Source organism: Bacillus sp. AG4(2022) (genome assembly GCF_031844465.1).
GTDB lineage: Bacteria > Bacillota > Bacilli > Bacillales > Cytobacillaceae > Bacillus_AB > Bacillus_AB infantis.
In genome coordinates, this window is record NZ_JAUZVH010000006.1 from 193,212 (window position 1) to 217,716 (window position 24,505).

General features: G+C 47.8%; 25 protein-coding genes and 1 tRNA gene. 24 read left to right on the plus strand and 2 right to left on the minus strand.

Annotation, left to right across the window (positions count from 1 at the left end; genetic code table 11):
* Window positions 1-16: 16 nt before the first annotated feature.
* The 13 genes from hisD (at window position 17) to Q9R36_RS17255 (ending at window position 11,989) form a co-directional block, all read left to right on the plus strand.
* Window positions 17-1,297, plus strand: a complete 1,281-nt coding sequence (hisD, locus tag Q9R36_RS17195; RefSeq protein WP_101549445.1) for a histidinol dehydrogenase — start codon at window positions 17-19, stop codon at window positions 1,295-1,297.
* The gene (gene hisB, locus Q9R36_RS17200) at window positions 1,298-1,885 is read left to right on the plus strand and encodes an imidazoleglycerol-phosphate dehydratase HisB (protein ID WP_094768519.1); all 588 of its coding nucleotides are present in this window, start codon (window positions 1,298-1,300) and stop codon (window positions 1,883-1,885) included.
* A 1-nt stretch (window position 1,886) separates the two neighbouring features.
* Entirely contained in the window at window positions 1,887-2,525 is a 639-nt protein-coding gene (gene hisH / locus Q9R36_RS17205) for an imidazole glycerol phosphate synthase subunit HisH (RefSeq protein ID WP_311225615.1), read from the plus strand.
* A complete protein-coding gene (gene hisA, locus Q9R36_RS17210) occupies window positions 2,522-3,253 on the plus strand; it encodes a 1-(5-phosphoribosyl)-5-[(5-phosphoribosylamino)methylideneamino]imidazole-4-carboxamide isomerase (RefSeq protein WP_148948932.1) in 732 nt (243 codons plus the stop codon). The genes hisH and hisA overlap by 4 nt, the downstream gene beginning before the upstream one ends.
* Complete coding sequence (gene hisF, locus Q9R36_RS17215) at window positions 3,253-4,011, plus strand: imidazole glycerol phosphate synthase subunit HisF (RefSeq protein WP_148948931.1); 759 nt, start codon at window positions 3,253-3,255, stop codon at window positions 4,009-4,011. Before hisA ends, hisF begins: the two co-directional genes overlap by 1 nt.
* Entirely contained in the window at window positions 4,008-4,643 is a 636-nt protein-coding gene (gene hisIE / locus Q9R36_RS17220) for a bifunctional phosphoribosyl-AMP cyclohydrolase/phosphoribosyl-ATP diphosphatase HisIE (protein WP_311225616.1), read from the plus strand. The genes hisF and hisIE overlap by 4 nt, the downstream gene beginning before the upstream one ends.
* Before the next feature lie 467 nt (window positions 4,644-5,110).
* Window positions 5,111-6,610, plus strand: a complete 1,500-nt coding sequence (locus Q9R36_RS17225; protein WP_311225617.1) for a tetratricopeptide repeat protein — start codon at window positions 5,111-5,113, stop codon at window positions 6,608-6,610.
* A gap of 217 nt (window positions 6,611-6,827) precedes the next feature.
* Window positions 6,828-7,778: a thioredoxin-disulfide reductase gene (gene trxB / locus Q9R36_RS17230; RefSeq protein WP_009793062.1), complete on the plus strand. Its 951-nt coding sequence runs from the start codon at window positions 6,828-6,830 to the stop codon at window positions 7,776-7,778.
* 569 nt (window positions 7,779-8,347) lie between these two features.
* Window positions 8,348-8,806, plus strand: a complete 459-nt coding sequence (locus Q9R36_RS17235; protein WP_094768572.1) for an 8-oxo-dGTP diphosphatase — start codon at window positions 8,348-8,350, stop codon at window positions 8,804-8,806.
* Between the two features lie 29 nt (window positions 8,807-8,835).
* Entirely contained in the window at window positions 8,836-9,729 is an 894-nt protein-coding gene (gene rapZ, locus Q9R36_RS17240; protein WP_009793065.1) for an RNase adapter RapZ, read from the plus strand.
* Window positions 9,726-10,709, plus strand: coding sequence for a gluconeogenesis factor YvcK family protein (locus tag Q9R36_RS17245; protein ID WP_094768526.1), 984 nt, complete (start codon window positions 9,726-9,728; stop codon window positions 10,707-10,709). The genes rapZ and Q9R36_RS17245 overlap by 4 nt, the downstream gene beginning before the upstream one ends.
* A gap of 41 nt (window positions 10,710-10,750) precedes the next feature.
* On the plus strand, window positions 10,751-11,701 hold the full coding sequence (gene whiA, locus Q9R36_RS17250) for a DNA-binding protein WhiA (RefSeq protein ID WP_009793067.1): 951 nt from the start codon (window positions 10,751-10,753) through the stop codon (window positions 11,699-11,701).
* A 30-nt stretch (window positions 11,702-11,731) separates the two neighbouring features.
* Window positions 11,732-11,989: an HPr family phosphocarrier protein gene (locus Q9R36_RS17255; RefSeq protein WP_009793068.1), complete on the plus strand. Its 258-nt coding sequence runs from the start codon at window positions 11,732-11,734 to the stop codon at window positions 11,987-11,989.
* A gap of 114 nt (window positions 11,990-12,103) precedes the next feature.
* Here the strand turns inward: Q9R36_RS17255 and clpP are convergent, their stop codons facing one another.
* Window positions 12,104-12,709, minus strand: a complete 606-nt coding sequence (gene clpP / locus Q9R36_RS17260) for an ATP-dependent Clp endopeptidase proteolytic subunit ClpP (protein WP_009793069.1) — start codon at window positions 12,707-12,709, stop codon at window positions 12,104-12,106.
* A 334-nt stretch (window positions 12,710-13,043) separates the two neighbouring features.
* On the opposite strand from clpP, the gene Q9R36_RS17265 reads away from it, so the two are divergent.
* The 10 genes from Q9R36_RS17265 to eno all read left to right on the plus strand — a co-directional run bounded on the left by Q9R36_RS17265 (window position 13,044) and on the right by eno (window position 22,776).
* Entirely contained in the window at window positions 13,044-13,550 is a 507-nt protein-coding gene (locus tag Q9R36_RS17265; RefSeq protein WP_022544379.1) for a DUF6241 domain-containing protein, read from the plus strand.
* Window positions 13,551-13,646: 96 nt separating this feature from the next.
* Window positions 13,647-13,718: transfer RNA gene (locus Q9R36_RS17270), tRNA-Arg, on the plus strand.
* Window positions 13,719-13,911: 193 nt separating this feature from the next.
* Entirely contained in the window at window positions 13,912-15,243 is a 1,332-nt protein-coding gene (gene rpoN, locus Q9R36_RS17275; protein ID WP_311225618.1) for an RNA polymerase factor sigma-54, read from the plus strand.
* 17 nt (window positions 15,244-15,260) lie between these two features.
* Entirely contained in the window at window positions 15,261-15,515 is a 255-nt protein-coding gene (locus Q9R36_RS17280; protein ID WP_224949684.1) for a glutaredoxin family protein, read from the plus strand.
* Window positions 15,516-15,669: 154 nt separating this feature from the next.
* Complete coding sequence (locus Q9R36_RS17285) at window positions 15,670-16,692, plus strand: sugar-binding transcriptional regulator (protein ID WP_009793074.1); 1,023 nt, start codon at window positions 15,670-15,672, stop codon at window positions 16,690-16,692.
* 57 nt (window positions 16,693-16,749) lie between these two features.
* Window positions 16,750-17,757 (plus strand): type I glyceraldehyde-3-phosphate dehydrogenase, encoded by a 1,008-nt coding sequence (gene gap, locus Q9R36_RS17290; RefSeq protein ID WP_311225619.1) that lies wholly within the window; start codon window positions 16,750-16,752, stop codon window positions 17,755-17,757.
* A gap of 196 nt (window positions 17,758-17,953) precedes the next feature.
* A complete protein-coding gene (locus Q9R36_RS17295) occupies window positions 17,954-19,138 on the plus strand; it encodes a phosphoglycerate kinase (protein ID WP_101549481.1) in 1,185 nt (394 codons plus the stop codon).
* A 27-nt stretch (window positions 19,139-19,165) separates the two neighbouring features.
* Window positions 19,166-19,927 carry a triose-phosphate isomerase gene (gene tpiA, locus Q9R36_RS17300; protein ID WP_009793077.1) on the plus strand — a complete coding sequence of 254 codons (762 nt, stop codon included), beginning with the start codon at window positions 19,166-19,168 and terminating at the stop codon, window positions 19,925-19,927.
* The gene (gene gpmI / locus Q9R36_RS17305) at window positions 19,920-21,455 is read left to right on the plus strand and encodes a 2,3-bisphosphoglycerate-independent phosphoglycerate mutase (RefSeq protein WP_129613363.1); all 1,536 of its coding nucleotides are present in this window, start codon (window positions 19,920-19,922) and stop codon (window positions 21,453-21,455) included. Before tpiA ends, gpmI begins: the two co-directional genes overlap by 8 nt.
* 25 nt (window positions 21,456-21,480) lie before the next feature.
* Entirely contained in the window at window positions 21,481-22,776 is a 1,296-nt protein-coding gene (gene eno / locus Q9R36_RS17310; RefSeq protein WP_009793079.1) for a phosphopyruvate hydratase, read from the plus strand.
* 228 nt (window positions 22,777-23,004) lie between these two features.
* Here the strand turns inward: eno and Q9R36_RS17315 are convergent, their stop codons facing one another.
* Window positions 23,005-23,973 (minus strand): nuclease-related domain-containing protein, encoded by a 969-nt coding sequence (locus Q9R36_RS17315; protein ID WP_009793080.1) that lies wholly within the window; start codon window positions 23,971-23,973, stop codon window positions 23,005-23,007.
* Between the two features lie 250 nt (window positions 23,974-24,223).
* Between Q9R36_RS17315 and secG the strand changes: the two genes are divergently transcribed.
* Window positions 24,224-24,457: a preprotein translocase subunit SecG gene (gene secG / locus Q9R36_RS17320; RefSeq protein ID WP_009793081.1), complete on the plus strand. Its 234-nt coding sequence runs from the start codon at window positions 24,224-24,226 to the stop codon at window positions 24,455-24,457.
* The last annotated feature ends 48 nt before the right edge of the window (window positions 24,458-24,505 follow it).

A 24,505-nucleotide genomic window follows, 5' to 3' on the forward strand; every position in this document is an offset into this window, starting at 1 on the left:
AGGGAGGGGAAACAGGATGAAAATCATCAGAGTATCAGAAGAGATTTCTATTAAAAGATCGGTTGATAGCGGTACGGAAGAGCAAAGGTATGCTGTTAAAAGCATCATTGCCGAAGTGCGCAAAAATGGTGACGAGGCCGTCCGCAGCTACACAGAAAAATTTGACGGGATCCAGCTTTCCTCCTTCGCGGCCACTTCTGCTGAAGTAGAGGAAGCCTACAGTACAATTGATCCTTCAATCCTCGAGGTAATCAAGGAGGCCGCAGCCAATATCCGCAGCTTTCACGAGAAGCAGCTTCGGCCATCCTGGATGACCACGGATGAAAACGGGACGATGCTAGGCCAGAAGGTGACACCGCTTGATTCAGCAGGCTTGTATGTTCCGGGCGGCACTGCAGCCTATCCATCCTCTGTCCTGATGAATGTAATTCCGGCAAAAGTGGCTGGAGTCAGAAGGATTGTTATCACCTCCCCGCCAGGCCGGGACGGAAAGCTCCCGGCTGCAGTACTTGTAGCTGCTAAGGAAGCAGGAGCAGAAGAGATCTATAAAATCGGCGGTGCACAGGCCATTGCTGCATTGGCTTATGGAACAGAATCCATTAAGCCTGTAGACAAAATTACTGGACCGGGTAATATTTTCGTAGCTCTTGCCAAAAGGGAAGTATTTGGAGATGTTGATATCGATATGATTGCCGGCCCGAGTGAAATTGCCGTGCTCGCCGACGAAACGGCGAGAGCAAACGAAGTGGCTGCAGATCTGCTGTCACAGGCAGAGCATGATCCGATGGCCTGCAGTGTTCTGGTTACAGCCTCCTCAATTCTCGCTGAAAAGGTAGCAGAAGAGGTGGAACGGCAGCTTGCAGATCTCCCCCGCCGGGAAATTGCCGGGAAATCAATTGAAGACTTCGGTATGATTTATGTGGCGGAAACTATGGAAGAAGCCGTAGAAACGGTGAACCGTCTGGCACCTGAGCACCTCGAAGTGCTGACGGAAAACCCGATGGAGCTTCTCGGCCAGATCAGGCATGCTGGGGCCATCTTCCTGGGGAGATACAGCCCTGAGCCTGTCGGCGACTATTTTGCCGGCCCGAATCATGTATTGCCGACGAACGGGACAGCCCGTTTCTCCAGTCCGCTCAATGTGGAGGATTTTCAGAAAAAATCGAGCATCGTTTATTATAGTAAAAAATCGCTTCAGGAAAATGGAGCAAAAATCGCTGCCTTTGCCAGGCTTGAAGGCCTGGAAGCCCATGCGCGGGCAATCGAGGAGCGCTTGAATAACAAGGAGGAAAAATAAATGGCAAGAACGGCATCTGTTGAACGGAATACAAACGAAACACAAATAGCTCTATCCCTCGAAATTGATGGAGAAGGACAATCCAAGCTGGAAACGCCTGTCCCATTTATGACACATATGCTCGACCTTTTTGCCAAGCACGGGCAATTCAATCTGACAGTAGATGCGAAGGGCGACACAGAGGTGGATGACCATCATACAACAGAAGATATCGGCATCTGCCTCGGCCAGGTTTTAAAGGAAGCACTAGGGGATAAAAAAGGCATCAAACGCTACGGAAATGCATTTGTGCCGATGGATGAAGCATTAGCGCAAGTTGTTGTCGACCTGAGCAACCGTCCGCACCTGGAAATCAGGGCAGACTTCCCGAGCCAGAAGGTCGGCACCTTCGATACAGAGCTTGTCCATGAATTCCTGTGGAAGCTGGCCCTTGAAGCGCGGATGAATCTGCATGTGATCGTCCACTATGGCCAAAATACACATCATATTATCGAAGCCATTTTCAAGGCGCTTGCAAGGGCGCTTGATGAAGCGACGACAATCGATCCAAGAATTAAAGGAGTTCCGTCAACGAAAGGGATGTTATAAAATGATCGGCATCATTGATTATGGAATGGGTAATCTGTTCAGCGTCAGCAAAGCGCTAGAGCGGCTTGAAGTCCCTTACTTTCTATCAGAAGACCAGGAAGAGCTGAAAAAAGCGGATGGGCTGATCCTTCCTGGAGTAGGCAGCTTCAAGGATGCGATGGACCGGCTGAATGCTACCGGGCTGACAGGGATGATTCAGGAATATACCGCGGCAGGCAAGCCGCTTGCCGGCATCTGCCTAGGCATGCAGCTTTTGTTCGAAAACAGTGAGGAAAATGGCTATTCAGAAGGCTTGAAACTTTTGCCTGGAAAGATTGTCCGTTTTCCAGGAGAAGATGAACAAGGGGAAAAATACAAGGTCCCGCATATGGGCTGGAACAGGCTTGAGTTCATCAACTCTTCACCGATTCTGAAGAATGTGGAAGAAGGATATGTTTATTTTGTCCACTCCTATTATGCAGAGCCGGGTGATCATGAAGTTGTCATAGCAAGAAGCTTTTATGATAAGGAAGTTCCTGCTGTGGTCGGCAGGGACAATGTCTTCGGGATGCAGTTCCACCCGGAAAAAAGCAGTTCCCTTGGCATGGAGCTGCTGCGGAATTTTACGACGATAGCCAGCAAAGGAGGAGAGTCTCAATGAGCTTTACCATCTATCCGGCCATTGATATGAGAGCAGGCAAATGTGTCCGCCTGCTCCAGGGAGATTATGAGAAGGAAACGGTTTACGGCGATTCTCCGTTCGATATGGCCAAATCTTTTGCCGATGCAGGCGCAGAATGGATACATATGGTCGACCTTGACGGCGCAAAAGATGGCAAGCGTGTGAATGACTCTTTTGTCATTAAGGCTGCGCAGGAGCTTGGTGCAAAGGTCCAGATAGGCGGGGGGATCCGGACAGAGGAGGATATCGCCCACTATCTCGATAATGGCGTATCCCGTGTGATCATCGGCAGCATTGCGGTCTCTGATCCTGAATTTGCTGAAGTAATGATCCGCAAGTACGGCGATAAAATTGCGGTCGGTCTTGATGCGAAGGATGGCTATGTTGCGACACACGGATGGCTTAACACTTCCGGTGTAAAGGCGGTTGAGCTTGGGAAGCGGTTTGCTGATGCTGGAGCAGAGACCTTTATTTTTACCGATATCGCAACAGACGGGATGCTGTCCGGACCAAATGCCGAGGCGGTCAGGGAGCTCGCGGCAGCAACCGGAAAAAGCGTCATTGCTTCAGGTGGCGTAAGCAGCCTTGCTGATTTGGCAGCATTGAAGGAGAATGAGGCTGAGGGCGTTTCCGGCGCGATTGTCGGGAAAGCCATCTATGAAGGCCGGTTCACGGTTGAACAGGCCTTGAAGGAAGTGACCCGCTGATGCTGACAAAACGAATCATTCCATGCCTGGATGTTAAGGAAGGCCGGGTTGTAAAAGGAATCCAGTTCGTACAGCTCCGCGATGCCGGCGATCCGGTCGAACTGGCCCGCTTTTATGACCAGCAGGGGGCTGACGAGCTTGTGTTCCTTGATATCTCAGCATCACATGAAGGCAGAAAAACGATGACCGAAGTGGTGAAGGCGGTCGCTTCAGAGCTGGCCATCCCTTTCACGGTCGGCGGCGGAATCAATGCACTTGAAGATATGAAAAGAATCCTCAGGGCTGGAGCTGACAAAGTTTCCTTGAACACGGCAGCTGTAAATAATCCGGACCTGATCAGGGAAGGAGCAAGCTTCTTCGGGTCACAGTGCATCGTTGTCGCAATTGATGCGAAGTATGATCCTGAGCTTGGATCCTGGAGAGTGTACACTCATGGAGGTCGCAAAGAGACGGACCTTGAAGTGATTGAATGGGCAAGGCAGGCGGTTGAGCTTGGGGCCGGGGAAATCCTGCTGACCAGCATGGATGCCGACGGCGGTAAAAACGGGTTTGACCTTTCATTAACGAAAGCAGTGAGCGAGGCTGTCAGCGTTCCGGTCATCGCATCGGGAGGAGCAGGCAACAGCGCCCATTTCGCTGATGCCTTTACAGAAGGGAAGGCTGATGCGGCCCTTGCTGCGTCGATTTTCCATTATAAAGAAACATCAGTCAGCGAAGTAAAACAATTTTTAAAAGAAAAGGGGGTGACGGTCCGATGAATCTGGAAGAACTGAAATTTGATGAAAACGGGCTGATTCCGGCGATTGTCCAGGACCGGAAAACGAAGGAAGTATTGACTCTGGCCTATATGAATCGTGAATCACTGTCTCTTTCCATTGAAAGCGGCGAAACATGGTTCTACAGCAGATCCCGCCAGGAGCTGTGGCATAAAGGAGCAACCAGCGGAAATAAGCAGAGGATCGCTGAAATCAAATATGACTGCGACCAGGATGCACTCGTCGTGCTTGTTGAGCCAGCCGGGCCTGCATGCCATACAGGTGCCGTCAGCTGTTTTAATGAAACTGTCTATCAAGCAGAAGGACTGACAGAAGGTATACAGGACAGCTACAGCATCCTTGCCGAGCTGGAGCGGGTAATCGAGCAGCGGGAAATAGAGCGTCCGGAAGGGGCCTACACAACCTATCTGTTTGAAAAAGGTGTGGATAAAATCCTGAAAAAGGTTGGCGAGGAATCCGCAGAGGTCATCATCGCGGCAAAAAACCGCGACCAGGAAGAGCTCAAATGGGAAAGCGCCGATCTGCTTTACCACCTGCTCGTCCTATTGCGCGAGCAGAAGCTGCCATTCGAGGAAGTGCTTGGTGTGCTGAAAGAGCGGCATGAAAAAGGTTGATGAGAGGAAGGACCGGTCTGAGGGCCGGTCCTTTTTGGTTTGGGAAAAAATGTATTTTTGGTAGAATGGAGCCGATTTTATGTAGAAAAACGGTAAATTTGTGTAGAATCATGAGGAATTTAGGTAGAATAAAGCCAAATTTAGGTAGAATCAAGGTTGTTTTTAAATAGAACAATAGAAAAATTCAGCAGAATTCTCCAAAGCTGCTGCGAAAATCTGACCTTTAGTCCGAAACCTCATCCATATTTGGCAGAAACCAGCAGAAGGCAGGTCCAAACAGTCGTGAGCGCCAGGGATTAGCCTTGATTCCACTGCATCCGGCACTGCGCCGATTGAATACAATCCCCTGAAAAATACTAATCTCATTCTGCTCTTCTCCGGCGGCTTGCACATGTGATATACTACTGTAGTTAAGGCTGGCGCAGGTGTGCGAGTGGTTGGCCTGCTGCCTAGAGATGAGGGATTACATGAGCAAAGACTCAAAAGCAAGACAACCGATGGGGAAACTACTTACATTCATCCCGACTGGCGAGTATTATTTTTCAAAAGGGATCAAATCCTTTCACCGCCGGGATTTTCATAAAGCAAGCAAATATCTGCAGCGTGCGATGCAGCTGGAGCCGGGCGAGCCGATGATTGCCTGCCAGCTGGCGATCGTGTATACAGAATTGAATGAATACCAGAAGTCGAATAAGCTGCTGCATCTTGTCCTGGAGGAGCTTGACGAGGAAATGGCTGAATGCCATTACTTCCTTGCCAATAATTATGCCCACCTGGGATTCTTCAAGGATGCTTACCAGCATGCCAATACGTATTTGGAGCTCGAGCCTGATGGAGAGTTCATTGAGGATACGGAAGATCTTTTGGAACTTTTGACACTGGAAGCAGAAGATCTGGATGAAGAGCTGTATGAACAGGACGACCTGATCACCAAGCAGGAGCAGGCAAGAGAGCTTCTTGAATCAGGGCATTTCCCGAAAGCAGTGGAAATTTTGAGCACAGTGATTGAGGATTATCCGGAATATTGGTCAGCCTACAATAACCTGGCTCTTGCCCATTTTTACCTGGGAGAAGTGAACAAGGCGAACGATATCCTTGACGAGGTGCTTGTACGCAACCAGGGCAATCTTCATGCGCTTTGCAATAAGCTTGTGTTTGCCTACTATCAGCATGATCTTGAAGAGGTAAAGGCTTTAATTGAAACGCTGAAGAAAATTCAGCCGCTTTTGATTGATCACCAGTTCAAGCTGGGGGCCACCTTCGCGCTTGTCGGTGAATATGAGCCTGCCTACAAGTGGCTGCGCAAGCTTCACAAGTCAGGCTACGAGGGGGATGGCGCCTTTTATTACTGGCTTTCTTATTCTTCCTACTTTTCGGGGAAAGAGGACCAGGCCAGGAACTTCTGGAAACGGGTGCTGGAATACAGCCCTGAGAAGGCGGGCCTTGAACCATGGAATGAAGATAAGCCGGAAACAGCGGGTTTCGAGGACCATCTGGATTCCATCTATAAAAAAATGAACAGTGAATATGCGGAGGAACGCTTATTTGCCCTTTTCCTTGCTTCAAAATCAGGCAGCAAAGATGAGATCCTTGCAAGCAAGGATGTTAAGCAGAATCCGAAATTCACCAGCGTTGACAGGGAATATGCATCATTGATTGAAAAGGGCGCACCAGAAAAAAACAGTGTGAATATTGCCCATGAAACGGCAGAGCTCTTATACAAACACCACAAGCCGATCGGAACGGTTGAAGCCGGATTGTACCTGGCATGGTTTACTGTCTTCAATGAAGCCGAAGGCCAGGGGCTCCTTGCCAGGAATGCAAAAGCATGGGCCGGTGCCGTGGAATATGTCTGGAGAAAGCAGCGCAGTGAAAAAGTCTCGCAGCAAAGCGTCGCAGCACAGTACGGACTTTCTGCTTCCACGCTGCAAAAGTATGTAAAATCAGTCAGCAGCTTTCTGAAATGAGCAGATTCTTGGACTGTATCCTTATTGTTTTATAGGATATGGTTAGTAAGGAAATACTATTGAAACAACGCTGTTTTTCTTGGGAATAAACGCACTGCTCCATCAGTTCCTTCTGCCCGCCGAGGCGGTAAAGGCAATTTTTTCAGAGCGGTAATATACTATAGAAAAAGCATTTCTCAGGGGGAATCAGCAAGTCCTAGTGAAGGAGTGGAGCAAGATGACAGAAGAAAAAATTTATGATGTCATCATCGCTGGCGCAGGACCGGCCGGAATGACAGCTGCTGTGTATACATCCCGTGCCAACCTGTCTACATTGATGATTGAACGAGGCGTGCCGGGAGGGCAAATGGCCAACACAGAAGAAGTCGAAAACTATCCTGGTTTCGATCATATCCTGGGCCCTGACCTGTCTACTAAAATGTTCGACCACGCCAAGAAATTCGGCGCCGAATATGCATATGGCGATATCAAAGAAATCATCGACGGTGAAGAATACAAAACCGTGGTTGCAGGATCAAAACAATATAAAGCCCGTGCTGTAATCATTACAACGGGTGCTGAATATAAAAAAATCGGTGTTCCGGGTGAAAAAGAACTCGGCGGCCGCGGTGTATCATATTGTGCTGTCTGTGATGGCGCGTTCTTCAAAGGCAAAGAGCTTGTTGTTGTCGGCGGAGGAGATTCTGCTGTCGAGGAGGGCGTCTACCTGACCCGTTTCGCGGAAAAAGTAACCATCGTCCACCGCCGCGACGAGCTGCGCGCACAGGCAATCCTTCAGCAGCGCGCGTTTGACAACGAGAAGGTTGATTTCATCTGGAACTCTACAGTTAAAGAAATCAACGAGAGCGAAGGCAAGGTGGGAAGCGTCACGCTTGTTTCTACTGAAAATGGGGAAGAGCGCGAATTCAAGGCAGATGGCGTATTCATCTACATTGGCATGGTGCCATTGTCCAAACCTTTCCAAAGCCTTGGCATCACCAATGAGAACGGCTATATCGAAACGAACGAACGCATGGAAACGAAGGTTCCCGGCATTTTCGCTGCCGGAGATATCCGTGAGAAAATGCTTCGCCAGATCGTGACAGCAACAGGCGATGGCAGTATTGCCGCACAAAGTGCCCAGCACTTTGTGGAAGAATTGATGGAATCTTTAAAGGCGAAAGCTTAATATTGAATGAAAAAACGTCCATTCCTAAGATGGGCGTTTTTTTCATTCACTGTCAGGGCGGATAAGATTTTTTAAAGAGGGAAAAGCAAAAAAGATGCCGCTTCCATCCAGCTGGGGTAATAGGCCAAAAGCCGCAATATATAAGGGTTTTGGGCAGATTTTTACGAGAATTTTAAAAAGTCATTTTGTTTTAATCGTACTGTAACAGTAGTGCAATAAACATCGGGTAATATAGGAATAGAAATTGACCCCCTTTTAAGATATAATCCTTTGTGCAGCACAGGCCTACATAGCCTGTGCTCTTTTTTTTGGGCGGAGGCAAGACGCCTTTGCATTTCAATTTGTCCAGCTCCGGCGGAGCCTCGAGTCATAAGCCACAAAAGAATTAAAGGCAAAGAACGCCTTTTATTCTTTTGCGTCTTATGCTTGTCGGCTCTGGGCGAGCCGCCTCCGCATTTCATTTTTTCATTTCATTGTGGCTGCATGACAAAAATAGTATAATGAAAGGAATATATTCGACAGGACTGCCTGTACGGCGGTCATGAGAAGGAAATGCTGAGGTGAGGCTGTTGCAGCGGGTCACGAATTGTGTGCTGTTGAAGGAAAATCAAGTATTGCTTTTACAAAAACCGAGACGTGGCTGGTGGGTAGCGCCCGGAGGAAAGATGGAGCCGGGTGAATCAGTCCGGGATTCCTGCATCAGGGAATTCCGCGAGGAGACAGGCATATACTTAAGAAACCCGGGCTTGAAGGGGATCTTTACCTTCATTATGAAAGACGGGGATAAGGTGCTTTCTGAATGGATGATGTTTACTTTCCTTGCACGGGAGTCTGATGGCATCAATCTGGATGAGTCGGAGGAAGGGAAGCTGGCCTGGCATGATTTTGATGATATTAAGAATCTGCCGATGGCTGCCGGCGATTATCACATTCTTGAATATATGATTCATGGAAATGGAATTATTTACGGGACGTTTACGTATACGCCGAATTTCGAGCTTCTAAGCTACCGGCTGGACCCGAGTTAAATAATATAGATTACAGGGGGAGAATAGGAATGAGCAGCGGTGCGGCGACTGATACACAAATGGTCATAATAACTGGGATGTCGGGAGCAGGGAAAACAGTGGCGATCCAGAGTTTTGAGGATCTTGGCTTTTTCTGTGTGGATAACCTGCCTCCGACTCTGCTTCCGAAATTTCTTGAACTGATGAAGGAATCAGGGAATAAGATGAATAAGGTTGCACTGGTCATGGACCTTCGCGGCAGGGAGTTCTTTGATCATCTATTCAAGGCGCTGGACGATTTGGCCGAAACTTCATGGGTGGCTCCGCAGATTTTGTATCTGGATGCGGATGACTCTACATTGGTCAGGCGCTACAAGGAAACGCGTCGTTCCCATCCCCTTGCTCCGTCAGGTTTGCCTCTTGAAGGCATCAAACTTGAAAGGGAGCTTCTGGAGGAGCTGAAGGGGAGGGCCCAGCTGATATATAAAACATCAAACATGAAGCCGCGGGAGCTGAGGGAAAAAATCCTTGATCAGTTTTCAGTCAACCGGAAGACGACGTTTACCGTCAATGTAATGTCATTTGGCTTTAAGCATGGCCTGCCGATAGACGCAGATCTTGTGTTTGATGTACGATTTCTGCCGAATCCCCATTACATCGAGAGCATGAGGCCGAAAACCGGCTTGGACGAAGATGTGTCGACATATGTACTGAAATGGAATGAAACCAATAAATTTCTCGAAAAGGTTACAGATCTGCTGAGCTTCATGCTCCCTCACTATAAGCGCGAGGGCAAGGCCCAGCTGGTGATCGCGATCGGCTGCACAGGCGGCCAGCACCGTTCTGTAGCACTAGCTGAGTATATTGCCCGCTTTTATGAAGCGGATTACCATACACATATCACTCATCGCGATATCGAGAGGAGAAAGGATAAAACAACATGACAGGTACAGAACAGCCTAGAATCGTCATCATAGGGGGAGGCACAGGGCTCCCGGTCCTCCTGCGCGGTTTGAAGAAGCATCCTGCAGATATCACAGCCATCGTGACGGTGGCTGATGATGGCGGGAGCTCGGGCCGCCTCCGGAATGAACTGCAGATTCCTCCCCCTGGGGATATTCGAAATGTTTTAGCTGCACTGTCTGATGTGGAGCCGCTCATCGAGGAAATGTTCCAGCACAGGTTCAGCACCGCGAATGAGCTTTCCGGCCATTCACTCGGCAACCTGATCCTTGCTGCTATGACCTCGATCACAGGCAATTTCACTCATGCCATCCAGGAAATGAGCAAGGTTCTCAATGTTAGGGGAAAGGTTCTTCCGGCTGCAGACCAGAGTGTCGTCCTCCATGCTGAGATGGAGGATGGGACAATTGTTTCGGGAGAATCCAAGATTCCATACTCAGGGAAAAAAATTAAAAAAGTCTTCCTGAGCCCTGAGGATGTCAATGCCCTGCCGGAGACCATCCAGGCCATCAGGCAGGCGGATCTGATCATCATCGGGCCTGGCAGCCTTTATACAAGCATACTTCCAAACCTCCTTGTTCCGAACCTGGGAAGAGAGGTCTGCAATGCGAAGGCCAAAAAGGTCTATATCTGCAATCTGATGACGCAGGCAGGGGAGACGCTTGATTTTACGGCGAGCGATCATGTAAAGGCCATATATGACCATATGAACTGTTCTTTTATCAATACGATCCTTGTCAATAAGGAAGATATTCCGCAAAAAGTACAGGAGCGGTACAGCGAGGAACTGGCCAAGCCTGTCCATTATGATGTGGCCAACCTGCAGGGGCTGGGCCTCGAGGTTGTCCACGGCGAAATCGTCAGCCTGGACGGCGGCGTCATCCGCCATGATACACAGGAAGTAGCAGATATTTTATTTTCTTTACTAATAAATGAAACCAGCAAGCGATATAAAGCGTAAATATAAATGTGCAAGCGTTTGTCTGGGCGGGGGGTGAAGGTATGTCTTTCGCTTCGGAAACGAAAAAGGAACTAACCAACCTTGAAGTTAAAGACTGCTGCGGCAAGGCTGAATTATCAGCGCTTATTCGGATGAACGGATCACTCTCTTTTTCCAGCCGGAAACTAATTGTGGATATCCAGACAGAGAATGCCGCTATAGCGAGAAGAATTTATACACTGACGAAAAAGAATTACACCGTTCAAGTGGAGCTGCTTGTACGAAAAAAGATGCGCCTGAAAAAGAATAACGTCTATATTGTAAGACTGGCGCAGCAGGCGCAGGAAATACTCGCCGACCTGAAGATCCTGAAAGAGGGATTTGATTTTACCCATGATATTTCAGAGGAGCTTGTGAAAAAGAAATGCTGCAAGCGCTCCTATCTGCGCGGCGCCTTCCTTGCCGGCGGCTCGGTGAACAACCCTGAAACATCATCTTATCACTTGGAAATTTTTTCACTATACAAAGAGCATAATGATTCTTTGTGTGAATTAATGAATACATTTGGATTGAACAGCAAGACACTTGAAAGAAAAAAAGGCTATATCACGTATTTGAAGGAAGCCGAGAAGATCACCGAATTCCTGAACATCATCGGTGCCCACGGAGCGCTGCTGCGCTTTGAGGATATCCGGATTGTCAGGGATATGAGGAACTCGGTGAACAGGCTTGTAAACTGCGAGACCGCCAATCTTAATAAAACAATCGGCGCGGCTCTCAGGCAGGTCGAGAATATCCGTTATATCAAGGATACGGTCGGCCTTGATATACTCCCGGAAAAGCTCAGGGAAATTGCAGAGCTTCGGGTGGCCTATCAGGATGTAACCCTGAAGGAGCTTGGGGAGATGGTGTCAGGCAGCCATATCAGCAAATCAGGCATTAATCACCGGCTTAGAAAAATAGATGAAATAGCAGAAAAACTGCGTTTAGGTGAATCCATAACAGGCAATTAGAAATAAGATAATATGGGAGGTTAGAGAGAAATGGTTGAAAAACAAGTGGAAGTAAAGCTGCGGACCGGCCTGCAGGCCCGACCTGCCGCCTTGTTTGTCCAGGAAGCAAACCGCTTTTCTTCAGATATCTTTTTGGAGAAGGACGGAAAGAAGGTCAATGCGAAGAGCATCATGGGCCTTATGAGCCTTGCAGTCAGCACCGGCTCTGTTGTAAACCTGGTGGCTGATGGAAGTGATGAAGAGGAAGCACTCGAAGAGCTTTCGCAATATATCCAGCAGGAAAGCTGAAAAAAACTGAAAAGGCACCCTGAGCATTTGTGCAGGGCGCTTTTTCTTTGTTTAACACCATAATCTCTTTAACCATAAAAAAGAGGGCTGAACCTGTCAGCCCTCTTGCTCTCTTTACTTGTCTTTCTTTTCTTCCAGGACATTGCGGCTGATGATCTGGTCGATCAGGCCGTATTCCAATGCTCTCTCAGCTGTCATGAAGTTGTCGCGGTCAGTATCCTTAGCGATCACTTCAAGCGGCTGGCCTGTGCGTTCTGAAAGGATTTGGTTCAGCTTTTCGCGAAGGAAAAGAATGCGCTTTGCGGCAATTTCGATTTCTGTTGCCTGGCCCTGAGCTCCGCCCAGCGGCTGATGGATCATGACTTCACTGTTTGGAAGGGCAAAACGCTTGCCTTTCTCGCCTGCTGCCAGAAGGAATGCACCCATGGAAGCGGCCATCCCGATGCAGACTGTGGAAACCTTCGGACGGATGTACTGCATCGTATCATAAATCGCCATACCGGCAGTGATGCTGCCGCCAGGGCTGTTGATGTACAAAGTGATATCCTTTTCAGGGTTTTCTGCTTCCAGGAATAGCAGCTGAGCTACAATGGAGTTTGACACATTATCATCGATCGCACTACCAAGCATGATGATGCGGTCTTTCAGAAGGCGTGAATAAATATCGTATGCGCGCTCGCCCCTGTTTGTCTGTTCAATAACTGTAGGGATTAAATTCATTTGTCAGTTCCTCCTTCAAGATAAAGATCCAACATACAACGGATTAAAGCATGTTCTTCCATAAGAAGAAATATTTTGGGTTCTGTATGTAATCATTATGATACACTGATGGTCAATAAAGGTCAAACAAATCGCTTATGGAAATCCAATATATGCTGCAATCATTTTATTCTCTCTTTAGCAGGATATACCTGCTTAATGCGGTATAATAATTGCATTGATAAAAATTTCCTTATCCATAACCATCATACCCACCTCTTCTATTTTTAAACAAAGGAAGCTGAAAATTGAAGTGGGGATACGGGCATGTAAATTAATGCTGGAGGCTGCGATTTTGTCTAAAAAAAAGAAATCATTTTTTCATAATAAGCTGCGGCTTGCAGGGCTGGGCCTGATCATCCTGGCACTGGCCGGATATGCTGCCTATAATTATACTTCACTAGGAAAGGGAGAACGGGCTGCGGAAGAAAGGTCAGCTTCGTCCAAAGGGGAAAAGGACTTGAAAAAGCTGTTCCCGGGCAATATGGAAGAATCAGCTGTACAGCAGGCCATCCATGATATGAGCCATCAAAAGGTGAAAGCGGAAAATAAATGGGGCGCACTGCAGATCACTCCTGACAGGATCAGCAGGCTGATCTATGTGGTGGAAGCCAATGAAATGAACTACCAGCATTCAGATTTATACCTGGATATCCTTAAAAGATGGAGTGAGGGCGACTTTTCGTCTGCAGCCAGGGACCATAACAGCATCTGGAAGCTCCAGGGCGGTACTGTCGGGGAAGCCAAAGGACTCCTGAGCGAAAAAGAGGAACAGAAGTATATCGAGAAAAACTTTAAATAAAATCGGCCGCTATAGTCAATTATTGTTTAACCATTGACAAAAAGCGGCCGGCTTTAGTATTATATACTAGTGTCTTATAGAAGACTTGTATGATTTGCCCTCGTGGTGCAACGGATAGCACGTAAGATTCCGGTTCTTGAGATGTGGGTTCGATTCCTGCCGAGGGCGTACCAAAAGCCTCCTGCCTGTTATAGGGCTGGAGGCTTTTTTTCGTTTGAAAGATGCTTTACAGCTTCGCGGGATGAACATCATGGAATCACCTGCCATAGTCCGGAATGCGAAAAGCTTCTGCTTTCTTTATCTATATTCCCATTCACCATTCCCCTTCCATCATGTAAAATAGAAGAAGGGGGAATGTGCAATGAACATGAATGCAGGTTTATTTCAGCAGCAGTCGCTTAAATTGGCGATGACACAGGAGTTGTCCCAGGCGATTGCGCTCCTTCAATATTCTGCGCTTGAGCTTACGGCCTTTTTGGAGAGCAGGGCGCTTGAAAATCCCCTTATGCAGATAGAGACAGAAAATGTAAGGGCGATGGATCCGCGCCGCGACAGAGTCAGAGGTGCAAGCAGCAAGCTGAAAAAGGATGACAGATCGTGGATCGAGCAGATCAGGGCAAAAGACAATCTGCTTGAGGATTATTTGATCTCACAGCTTGAAATTAAATATATATCTCCTCTGATGGACAAGATCATCAGAAGGATTATTAAAAGTATAGATGAAAACGGTTACTTGCGTGAAAGTGTCACAGAAATTGCGGATGAGCTCTGCGTCAGTGAAGGCGATGCAGCTGAAGCACTCGCAGAGCTTCAGCTTCTGGAGCCGGCGGGCATTGGGGCGCGGACACTGCAGGAATGCCTCCTTTTGCAGGTGCAGCGGCTTTTGCGCCCGGATGATCTCGCTGAAGTGATCATGGAAGAGCATTTCGAATGGTTCGCCGATAAAAAGTGGAAGCAGCTGGCTTCGCTCCTTGGTGTGGAGCTGAAGGATATCCAGCGTGTCTCCGATTTAGTCAGAACGCTCAATCCAAGGCCTGCAGCGGCTTTTTCAAAAGAAAGTGCAGGCTATATTGTTCCTGATGTGGCTGTCAGCTGGGACGGCAGCTCTTTCCTGATAACCGTCCAGGATGAGCTGCTCCCAAAAGTCAGCTTTAACAGCCAGTATTATGAAAGCTTTAAAAGCACTGGCGACAAAGAGGTCAGGAAATACCTCCAGGACCGGTCGCAGGACTATAATTGGATTGTCCGCAGTTTGGAACAAAGGAAAGATACGATTAAAAAGGTTACAATGAAGCTGGTAGAAAAACAGCAGGATTTTTTCATTGAAGGGCCTGCAAAGCTGAGACCGATGACAATGAAAGAAATCGCGGATGAATTGGAAATCCATGAGTCGACAGTAAGCCGGACGGTCCGCGAAAAGTATGTCCAGACTCCTTTTGGCACATTTGAGCTGAAGACCTTTTTTACAAGCGCGGTAAAGACTACCGGTGCCGATGGTGCTTCGTCAGCAAGTGTGAAGAAGAAGATTGCTGCCATGGTAGAAGCTGAGGATAAACTGAAGCCTCTTTCTGACTCGGAGATCATGAGCATACTGGAGAAGGGGGATGCTATCGTCATTTCCAGGCGGACGGTCGCCAAATACAGGGACCAGCTGGGCATCCCCTCTTCAGTGAAACGCAAAAGATATGAATGAAGAAAGAAGGAAGTATAGTGAAAGATCGACAGATGCGATTATATACAAGAGAAGGCTGCCATTTGTGCGATAATGCAAAAAAATTAATCCTGGATCTTCAAGCAGAGCATGAATTTGAGCTTGAGGAAGTGGATATCAGCGCCAGCGATGATCTGACTGAACGGTACGGGCTTATGATTCCGGTCGTGGAACTGGATGGGGAAGAGGTCCAGTTTGGGCGGATTGATCAATTTACGCTATATGAAGCGCTTACAGCAAAAAACCGGTTCTAATCAGTTGAATTCGCAAATCACTCCTGCTAGAATGTAATTGTAACACAGGGGTGATTTTTTTTGGTTCAAGCGGGACATAATATGTCTATGCGGGACAGAAATTGACCACGTTAGAACGTTCCTATGTGGAATACTTCTAAAAAAGGGGCATGCGATGGACTCATTGATCGATATACAAAAAAGATTATTGCCTGATTTACTTACTGTTATGCAAAAACGCTACCAAATTCTTCAGTACATAGGTTTTATGCAGCCGGTGGGCCGAAGAAGTCTGGCAGTGAGCCTTGGATCAACGGAAAGAGTGCTTAGAAGCGAGGTTGATTTCCTAAAGAATCAAAATCTTATCTCTGTAGCAAGTTCAGGTATGAACCTGACAGCCGAAGGCAAGGATTTACTGGAAAGACTTGAAAGCATAATGAGAGACATAACGGGTATAGACATACTGGAAGCAAGGCTGAAAGAAGTCCTTGGCGTCCGGCAGGTGATTGTGGTTGCCGGCAACAGCGATGAATCACCATGGGTGAAAAGCGAGCTTGGCAGGGCCTGTGCGGCCAGTATGAAACAGCGGCTTAAAGGGAAGAATACCGTTGCTGTAACGGGCGGATCGACCATGGCGGCCGTGGCGGAGATGCTGACGCCCAATCTCTTTGACGACGAATTGCTGTTCGTCCCTGCACGGGGCGGCATCGGCGAGGAGGTCAAAAACCAGGCGAATACCATCTGCGCCATGATGGCGGAGCACACAGCCTCCCGCCACAAATTCCTTCATGTCCCGGATCAGGTAAGCAAGACGATGTACGAGACAATCATGAAGGAACCCGTTATTAATGAAGTATTGAATCTGATACAATCCGCTGGAATGGTTTTACATGGAATTGGAGACGCTATAACAATGGCGGAGCGCCGTAAAACGACACCGGAGGACTTATTGAAGATTCAGGAGCGGAAAGCAGTAGGAGAAGCATTCGGCTATTATTTCGATGAAGCGGGCGAAGTGGTCCATAAAGTGCAGACCATAGGGCTTCAGCTCAAAGACCTGGCAGATATCGAACATGTTATTGCAGTTGCCGGAGGGTCTTCGAAGGCAAAGGCAATAAGGGCCTATATGAAACAGGCGCCGTCCTCAACGATCCTGATCACGGATGAAGGCGCAGCAAAACAGTTGTTAAAAGGGTAATCCCCTTTAATATAAAACTAACAAATATCCCTACTATCTAAAGGAGGAAATATTAACATGGCAGTTAAAGTTGGTATTAATGGATTTGGAAGAATCGGGCGCAACGTATTCCGCGCAGCACTTAAGAACTCAGAAGTAGAAGTTGTAGCGGTAAACGACCTTACAGATGCAAACATGCTTGCACACCTTTTAAAATATGACACAGTTCACGGCACACTTAACGAAGAAGTTTCTGTAGACGGAGATTTCCTGGTAGTAGGCGGCCAAAGAGTGAAGGTTCTTGCAGAGCTCGATCCTGCTCAGCTTGGATGGGGAGACCTTGGCGTTGAAGTAGTAGTAGAATCTACTGGACGCTTCACAAAGCGCGACGATGCAGCTAAACACTTAGAAGCAGGCGCGAAGAAGGTTATCATCTCAGCTCCAGCTTCTGACGAAGATATCACAATCGTTATGGGTGTTAACCATGACAAATATGATGCAGGAAGCCACCACGTTATCTCAAATGCATCTTGTACAACAAACTGCTTAGCGCCATTCGCTAAAGTATTGAACGACAAGTTCGGCATCAAGCGCGGTATGATGACTACTGTTCACTCCTACACAAATGATCAGCAGATCCTTGACCTTCCGCACAAAGACTACCGTCGTGCGCGTGCAGCTGCTGAAAACATCATCCCAACTACAACTGGTGCTGCAAAAGCAGTTTCCCTTGTATTGCCTGAACTGAAAGGCAAGCTGAACGGCGGAGCTATGCGTGTTCCAACTCCAAACGTTTCTCTTGTTGACCTTGTTGCTGAGCTTGACAAAGACGTAACAGCTGAAGAAATCAACGCAGCATTCAAAGCAGCTTCAGAAGGCGACCTTAAAGGAATCCTTGCTTACAGCGAAGAGCCGCTTGTATCAAGCGACTACAACGGAAGCCCTGCTTCTTCTACTATTGATGCATTGTCAACAATGGTTATGGAAGGCAGCATGGTAAAAGTAATCTCTTGGTATGACAACGAGTCAGGCTACTCTAACCGCGTTGTAGACCTTGTAGACTACATTGGAAAGCAAGGCCTTTAATAGGCACGATTTAAAACAATAAATAAGCTATTGTTTGGTCCTGTATGAACTCCGGGAACCGAAGCTTTCCTTTAAAACCCTGTTTTATTGGATAAAAAAATAGCGAACATCTATAATGATGGGGAAAAGGGGAGCGGGAAACAATTCCCTCTCCCTTTTCTTTTGAACACTATCAGAAACTGGGAGGTCCTTTGCCGTGAACAAAAAAAGCGTAAAAGACATTGATTTAAAAGGTAAACGCGTTTTTTGCCGTGTGGACTTTAACGTGCCGATGAAAGATGGCTCTATTACGGACGAAACTCGCATCACAGCAGCTCTTCCTACCATTCAGTACTTGACTGAACAGGGAGCTAAAGTCATCCTTGCAAGCCACCTTGGCCGTCCAAAAGGCCAGGCAGTAGAAGAACTGCGCCTTACACCAGTTGCCAAGCGCTTATCAGAGCTGTTGGGCAAGGATGTAAAGAAAGCAGACGAAGCCTACGGTGAAGCTGTACAAGGGTTGGTTTCCGAAATGGCTGAGGGCGATGTTCTCCTTCTTGAAAACGTCCGCTTCTACCCTGGTGAGGAAAAGAATGATCCTGAGCTGGCAAAGGCGTTTGCAGAACTTGCGGATGTGTATGTAAATGACGCATTCGGCGCTGCCCACCGTGCCCATGCTTCAACTGAAGGCATTGCACACCATCTTCCGGCTGTTTCCGGCCTGCTGATGGAAAAGGAACTGGACGTTCTTGGAAAAGCGATGTCCAATCCGGAGCGCCCGTTTACGGCAATTGTCGGCGGAGCGAAGGTAAAGGACAAAATCGGTGTTATCGAAAACCTGCTTGATAAGGTAGATAATCTGATCATCGGCGGAGGTCTTGCTTATACGTTCGTTAAAGCACAAGGCCATGAAATCGGGAAATCCCTTCTTGAAGAAGACAAAATCGATCTTGCCAATTCGTTCATGAAAAAGGCAGAGGAAAAAGGCGTTAAATTCTATATGCCTGTCGATGTGCTTGTTGCGGATGATTTCTCCGAGGATGCCAATATTAAAGAAGTTTCCATTGAAGAAATCCCTTCAGACTGGGAAGCGCTTGATATCGGTCCGAAGACACGTGCCATCTATCAGGATGTCATCAAATCAAGCAAGCTTGTCATCTGGAACGGCCCTATGGGTGTGTTTGAACTGAATGCATTTGCAGGCGGAACGAAAGCAGTAGCCGAAGCCCTTGCTGAATCCCAGGATACATATTCGGTAATCGGCGGCGGAGACTCTGCGGCTGCAGTCGAAAAGTTTGATCTTGCTGATAAAATGAGCCATATCTCAACAGGCGGCGGCGCTTCCCTCGAATTCATCGAAGGAAAAGAGCTTCCTGGTGTAACGGCTTTAAATGATAAATAAGCAAAAGAGTTGAAAGGATGTGCCGGAATGCGTAAATCAATTATTGCAGGCAACTGGAAAATGCATAAAACCCTGCCTGAAGCGAAAAGCTTCTTAGAGGAAATCAACGGCCTTGTACCTTCAAAGGAAGATGTTGATACAGTCGTTTGTGCTCCAGCTTTATTCTTAGAGCGACTTGTTGAAAGTGCAGAAGGCCATGACGTCGCAATCGGCGCCCAAAATATGCACTTTGAAGAAAGCGGTGCTTTCACAGGCGAAATCAGCCCGAAAGCCCTTCAGGACATTGGTGTATCTTATGTAGTGCTTGGTCACTCAGAGCGCCGTGAAATGTTCAACGAAACAGACGAAGCTGTTAACAAAAAGACTTTGGCTGCGTTCAACTACAACCTGACACCGATTGTTTGTGTCGGCGAATCGCTCGAACAGCGCGAAAACGGCGAAACAACTGAAATCGTCGGCAGCCAGGTGAAAAAAGCCCTTGCCGGCCTGACAGAAGACCAGGTGAAGCAGACTGTTATCGCTTATGAGCCTATCTGGGCAATCGGGACAGGCAAATCTTCCACTTCTGCGGATGCAAACGAAGTTTGCGCCCATATCCGCCAGGTGGTAGGCGAGGAGTTCTCAACTGCGGCAGCTGAGGCAGTCCGCATCCAGTACGGCGGAAGCGTTAAGCCGGAAAACATCAAAGAATACATGGCCCAGCCTGATATCGATGGTGCACTGGTCGGAGGGGCGAGCCTTGAGCCGAACTCATTCCTTCAATTACTGGAGGCAGGCAAGAATGAGTAAATCCCCAGTAGCACTGATTATCCTGGACGGATTCGCCCTGCGCGGTGAACGGATGGGAAACGCAGTTGCTCAAGCGAACAAACCGAACTTTGAGCGTTATTGGAACAAATATCCCCACTCTACCCTGCAGGCAAGCGGAGAAGCAGTCGGCCTTCCTGAAGGGCAGATGGGGAACTCGGAAGTAGGACACCTGAATATCGGTGCCGGAAGGATCGTCTACCAGAGCCTGACAAGGGTGAATGTGGCCATCCGTGAAGGCGAGTTTGAAAAGAATCAAACCTTTTTAGACGCAATTAACCATGCGAAGGAGAACGATAAAGCTCTCCATCTGTTTGGCCTTTTGTCCGACGGCGGTGTCCACAGCCATATCCACCACCTGTACGCCCTGCTGAAGCTTGCAGCTGATGAGGGACTAAAAAAGGTATATATCCACGGTTTCCTTGACGGCCGAGACGTCGGTCCGAAAACAGCCGAGAAATATATCAAAGAAGCACAGGAAAAAATCAAGGAATATGGAGTAGGCGAATTTGCGACCATCTCAGGGCGCTACTATTCCATGGACCGCGACAAGCGCTGGGATCGTGTGGAGAAATCCTACCGTGCGATGGTGTACGGAGATGGACCATCTTATTCCGATCCGCTTGATCTTGTCGAAGACAACTACAAAAACGGAATCTTTGACGAGTTCGTCATTCCATCCGTGATTACAAGGGAAAACGGAGAACCGGTGGCAACCATTGAAGACAATGACTCTGTCATTTTCTACAACTTCCGCCCTGACCGTGCGATCCAGATTTCCAATACATTCACAAACAAAGATTTCAGATCCTTTGACAGGGGCCCAGGGCACCCGCAGAATCTGCACTTTGTCTGCTTCACCCACTTCAGCGAAACCGTTGACGGCTATGTAGCGTTCAAGCCAAACAACCTGGACAACACGGTCGGCGAGGTTTTGGCCCAGAACAATCTTAAACAGCTGCGCATCGCTGAAACTGAGAAATACCCGCACGTAACATTCTTTATGAGCGGCGGGCGTGAAGAGAAATTCCCAGGCGAAGAACGGATCCTCATCAATTCGCCAAAAGTGGCAACCTATGATCTTCAGCCTGAAATGAGTGCATATGAAGTAACCGATGCCCTCGTGAAAGAAATAGAAGCAGATAACTTTGATGCTATCATCCTGAACTTTGCTAATCCTGATATGGTCGGGCACTCCGGAATGCTCGAGCCGACAGTGAAAGCAATCGAAACTGTGGATGAATGCCTTGGCCGCATTGTTGACCTGATCATTCAAAAAGGCGGTCATGCCATCATCACAGCTGACCATGGAAATGCAGACGAAGTTGTCACCCTTGAAGGCAATCCAATGACAGCACACACCACGAATCCGGTGCCTGTCATCGTAACAAAAGAAGGGGATGAGCTGCGCGAGGACGGAATCCTTGCTGATCTTGCCCCAACCATGCTTGACCTGCTCGGAGTTGACAAGCCGGTAGAAATGACCGGTACAACGATTTTAAAAAAATAATCCCATTTTAAGGAGAGATTTTACTATGCCATTTATCCAGCACGTTTATGCCCGCGAAGTATTAGATTCCCGCGGTAACCCAACAGTAGAAGTAGAAGTATTGACAGAATCAGGATTCTTCGGAAGAGCAATCGTTCCTTCAGGAGCATCAACAGGCGAGCATGAAGCAGTTGAGCTTCGCGACGGAGACAAGTCCCGCTACCTTGGAAAAGGTGTTCAAAACGCAGTGGACAACGTAAACAACCTGATCTCAGAAGCGATCATCGGCATGGATGTAACTGACCAAGTCGGAATCGACCGCACAATGATCGAGCTTGACGGTACTGAAAACAAAGGCAAATTGGGCGCTAACGCAATCCTTGGCGTATCCATGGCTTGTGCGCACGCTGCAGCTGAATCTGTAGGCCTGCCATTATACCGTTACCTTGGCGGATTCAACGCGAAGCAGCTTCCAACTCCAATGATGAACATCATCAACGGCGGATCACATGCTGACAACAACGTTGACTTCCAGGAATTCATGATCCTTCCTGTAGGAGCTCCTACTTTCAAGGAAGCAATCCGCATGGGTGCTGAAGTATTCCACGCGCTTAAGAAAGTTCTTTCAGGCAAAGGCCTTAACACAGCAGTCGGCGACGAAGGCGGATTCGCTCCAAACCTTGGTTCTAACCGCGAAGCGCTTGAAGTCATCATCGAAGCAATCAAGAGTGCCGGCTATGAGCCAGGCAAAGACATTCTTCTTGGCATGGACGTTGCTTCTTCTGAGTTCTACAACAAAGAAACAGGCAAATACGATCTTGCAGGCGAAGGCCGCACTGGCTTATCTTCAGAAGATATGGTTAACTTCTACGAAGAGCTGGTAAACGAATTCCCAATTCTTTCAATCGAAGACGGACTGGATGAAAACGACTGGGAAGGCCACAAGCTTCTGACTGACCGCATCGGCGGAAAAGTTCAGCTTGTCGGAGATGACCTTTTCGTAACTAACACTAAGAAGCTTGCACAAGGTATCGAGCAGGGCGTTGGCAACTCCATCCTGATCAAAGTGAACCAGATCGGTACACTGACTGAAACCTTCGAAGCAATCGAAATGGCTAAGCGCGCAGGCTACACTGCAGTTGTATCCCACCGTTCAGGTGAAACAGAAGATGCCACAATCGCTGACATCGCTGTTGCAACAAACGCAGGCCAAATCAAAACTGGTTCTATGAGCCGTACAGACCGCATCGCGAAATACAACCAGCTTCTTCGCATTGAAGACGAGCTTGGCGATCTGGCTGTATATGATGGACTGAAATCTTTTTATAACCTGAAGAAGTAATTCTTTTTTGGGGGAGACACCAGCCTTGGGGGCTGGTGTTTTTTTGGGTTTTGGTTTTTCGAGCTGATACATGGTACCTGGTTGGAGTTTAGTGGCCGCGCTCAGGGCTAGTTGCTAATAAAATCCAAAAGTTGCTAATATATCCTGAAAGTTGCTAATAAAACAAAAAAGTTGCTAATAAATTTGAAAAGTTGCTAATATACGGAAAAAGTTGCTAATAAACGCTTTTTACCCATTCCACCAATCTGCTGGTGCGCTGTATTTGCGCCCTTTTCCTCTGCCTGAGACCACTAAATTTGAGCTTGCTAGTATATTTGAAGCTGTATGGACGGATTCCACCCCCGCAAACTCCCGAAATCCCCCATTCGTAATCTCCTTCCCAAACAAAAGGAAGTAGTCCTTCAAAGCTGCGATATGCGCTGACTTGTCCTTCAACCCGCATTTCGGGCAAAACCAAGTACCATATACCCTTATAACCGGAATATGGCCGCAGCCGCCGCAATGGACACCCATCCTCACATTCTCCCGGCTGACTCTCATCCTGGACAGAATATCAATTTTTTCAGGTGTATGGTGTTTGATCAACAATCTAGAGGTTTTTCTCAGCTCTCTCGCATCCAGGAGCGCTTGTTGATAGCGGCCGCTCAAGTCTTCTATCTTCCCAAGGAGGCGGTGGCTGTGGATGACCGTTCTGCTGATGGCTGGGGAGTTCGCTTTGAGGACAGTGGATGGTTTGCTGATAACAACGAGGGATTCGACGGGGAGAGGGATGCTGCGTTCCGCTAACCAGCGGGCCAGCTGTTTTTTATGATGTTCTGCCTGAGCGATCGGATCGGGGAAGCCTTCTTCTTTTTCATCCTGGGTGCGGATCATCTGGCTGAATTGCTTATCGAATACAAGGGTGCCAAGTATGTTTTTAACCTCCAGGATTAATGCAAAATGAGCATGCAGCACAAGTAGATCAATTTGAAAAAAGCTGCCGGACAGGCCGAGTCGCAGATCATGCAGTACCAGATACTCTTTTTCCGGCAGCATCTGCAAATAATAATCCAAAGACAATTCACCATAGTAGCCCGCCCAGCGTTTCGCAAGATCTTCCTTAACACGGTGCCAGTCAGGACTCCCTTCCTCCAGCCGGCGCAGCAGAGCTTCCAGGGCTAATATCCGCTTTGGTACTGTTAATTCTTTAACAATCATATCTTCCTCCTTATAAATGTATTATTTAATTATTTCGTCCCCCATGTCCTGTCCTCCTTCTTGAGCTGCTAACTAAATCCCCCACACCCAATGCTCCTTCCTCCACGTGCTCCAATTCATCCGGCACCGTCTTTTCCCTTCTCAAATAACACCCGCTCAATCTTCCGCAAACCAACATTGCTATTGTCCAATCCGCCAAAATATGATAAATTAAGAATAATGTGATTGTACGTTTCAGGAGGTGGACTTCATGTACACATTATTAATTACGCTGTTGATTATTGTTTCAGTTGCTCTTATAGTTGTTGTACTTCTTCAATCAGGAAAAAGTGCGGGTCTTTCCGGCGCGATTTCAGGTGGTGCCGAGCAGCTTTTCGGCAAGCAAAAGGCGCGCGGGCTTGATCTTATACTCCACCGTGTGACGATTGTGTTATCTGTACTGTTTTTTGTTTTAACAATTGCTGTCGCTTATTTTGTAAAATAATAAAGCTGCTGCCTGGCCCAGAAGGTCAGGTTTTTTATTTGCCGCTGA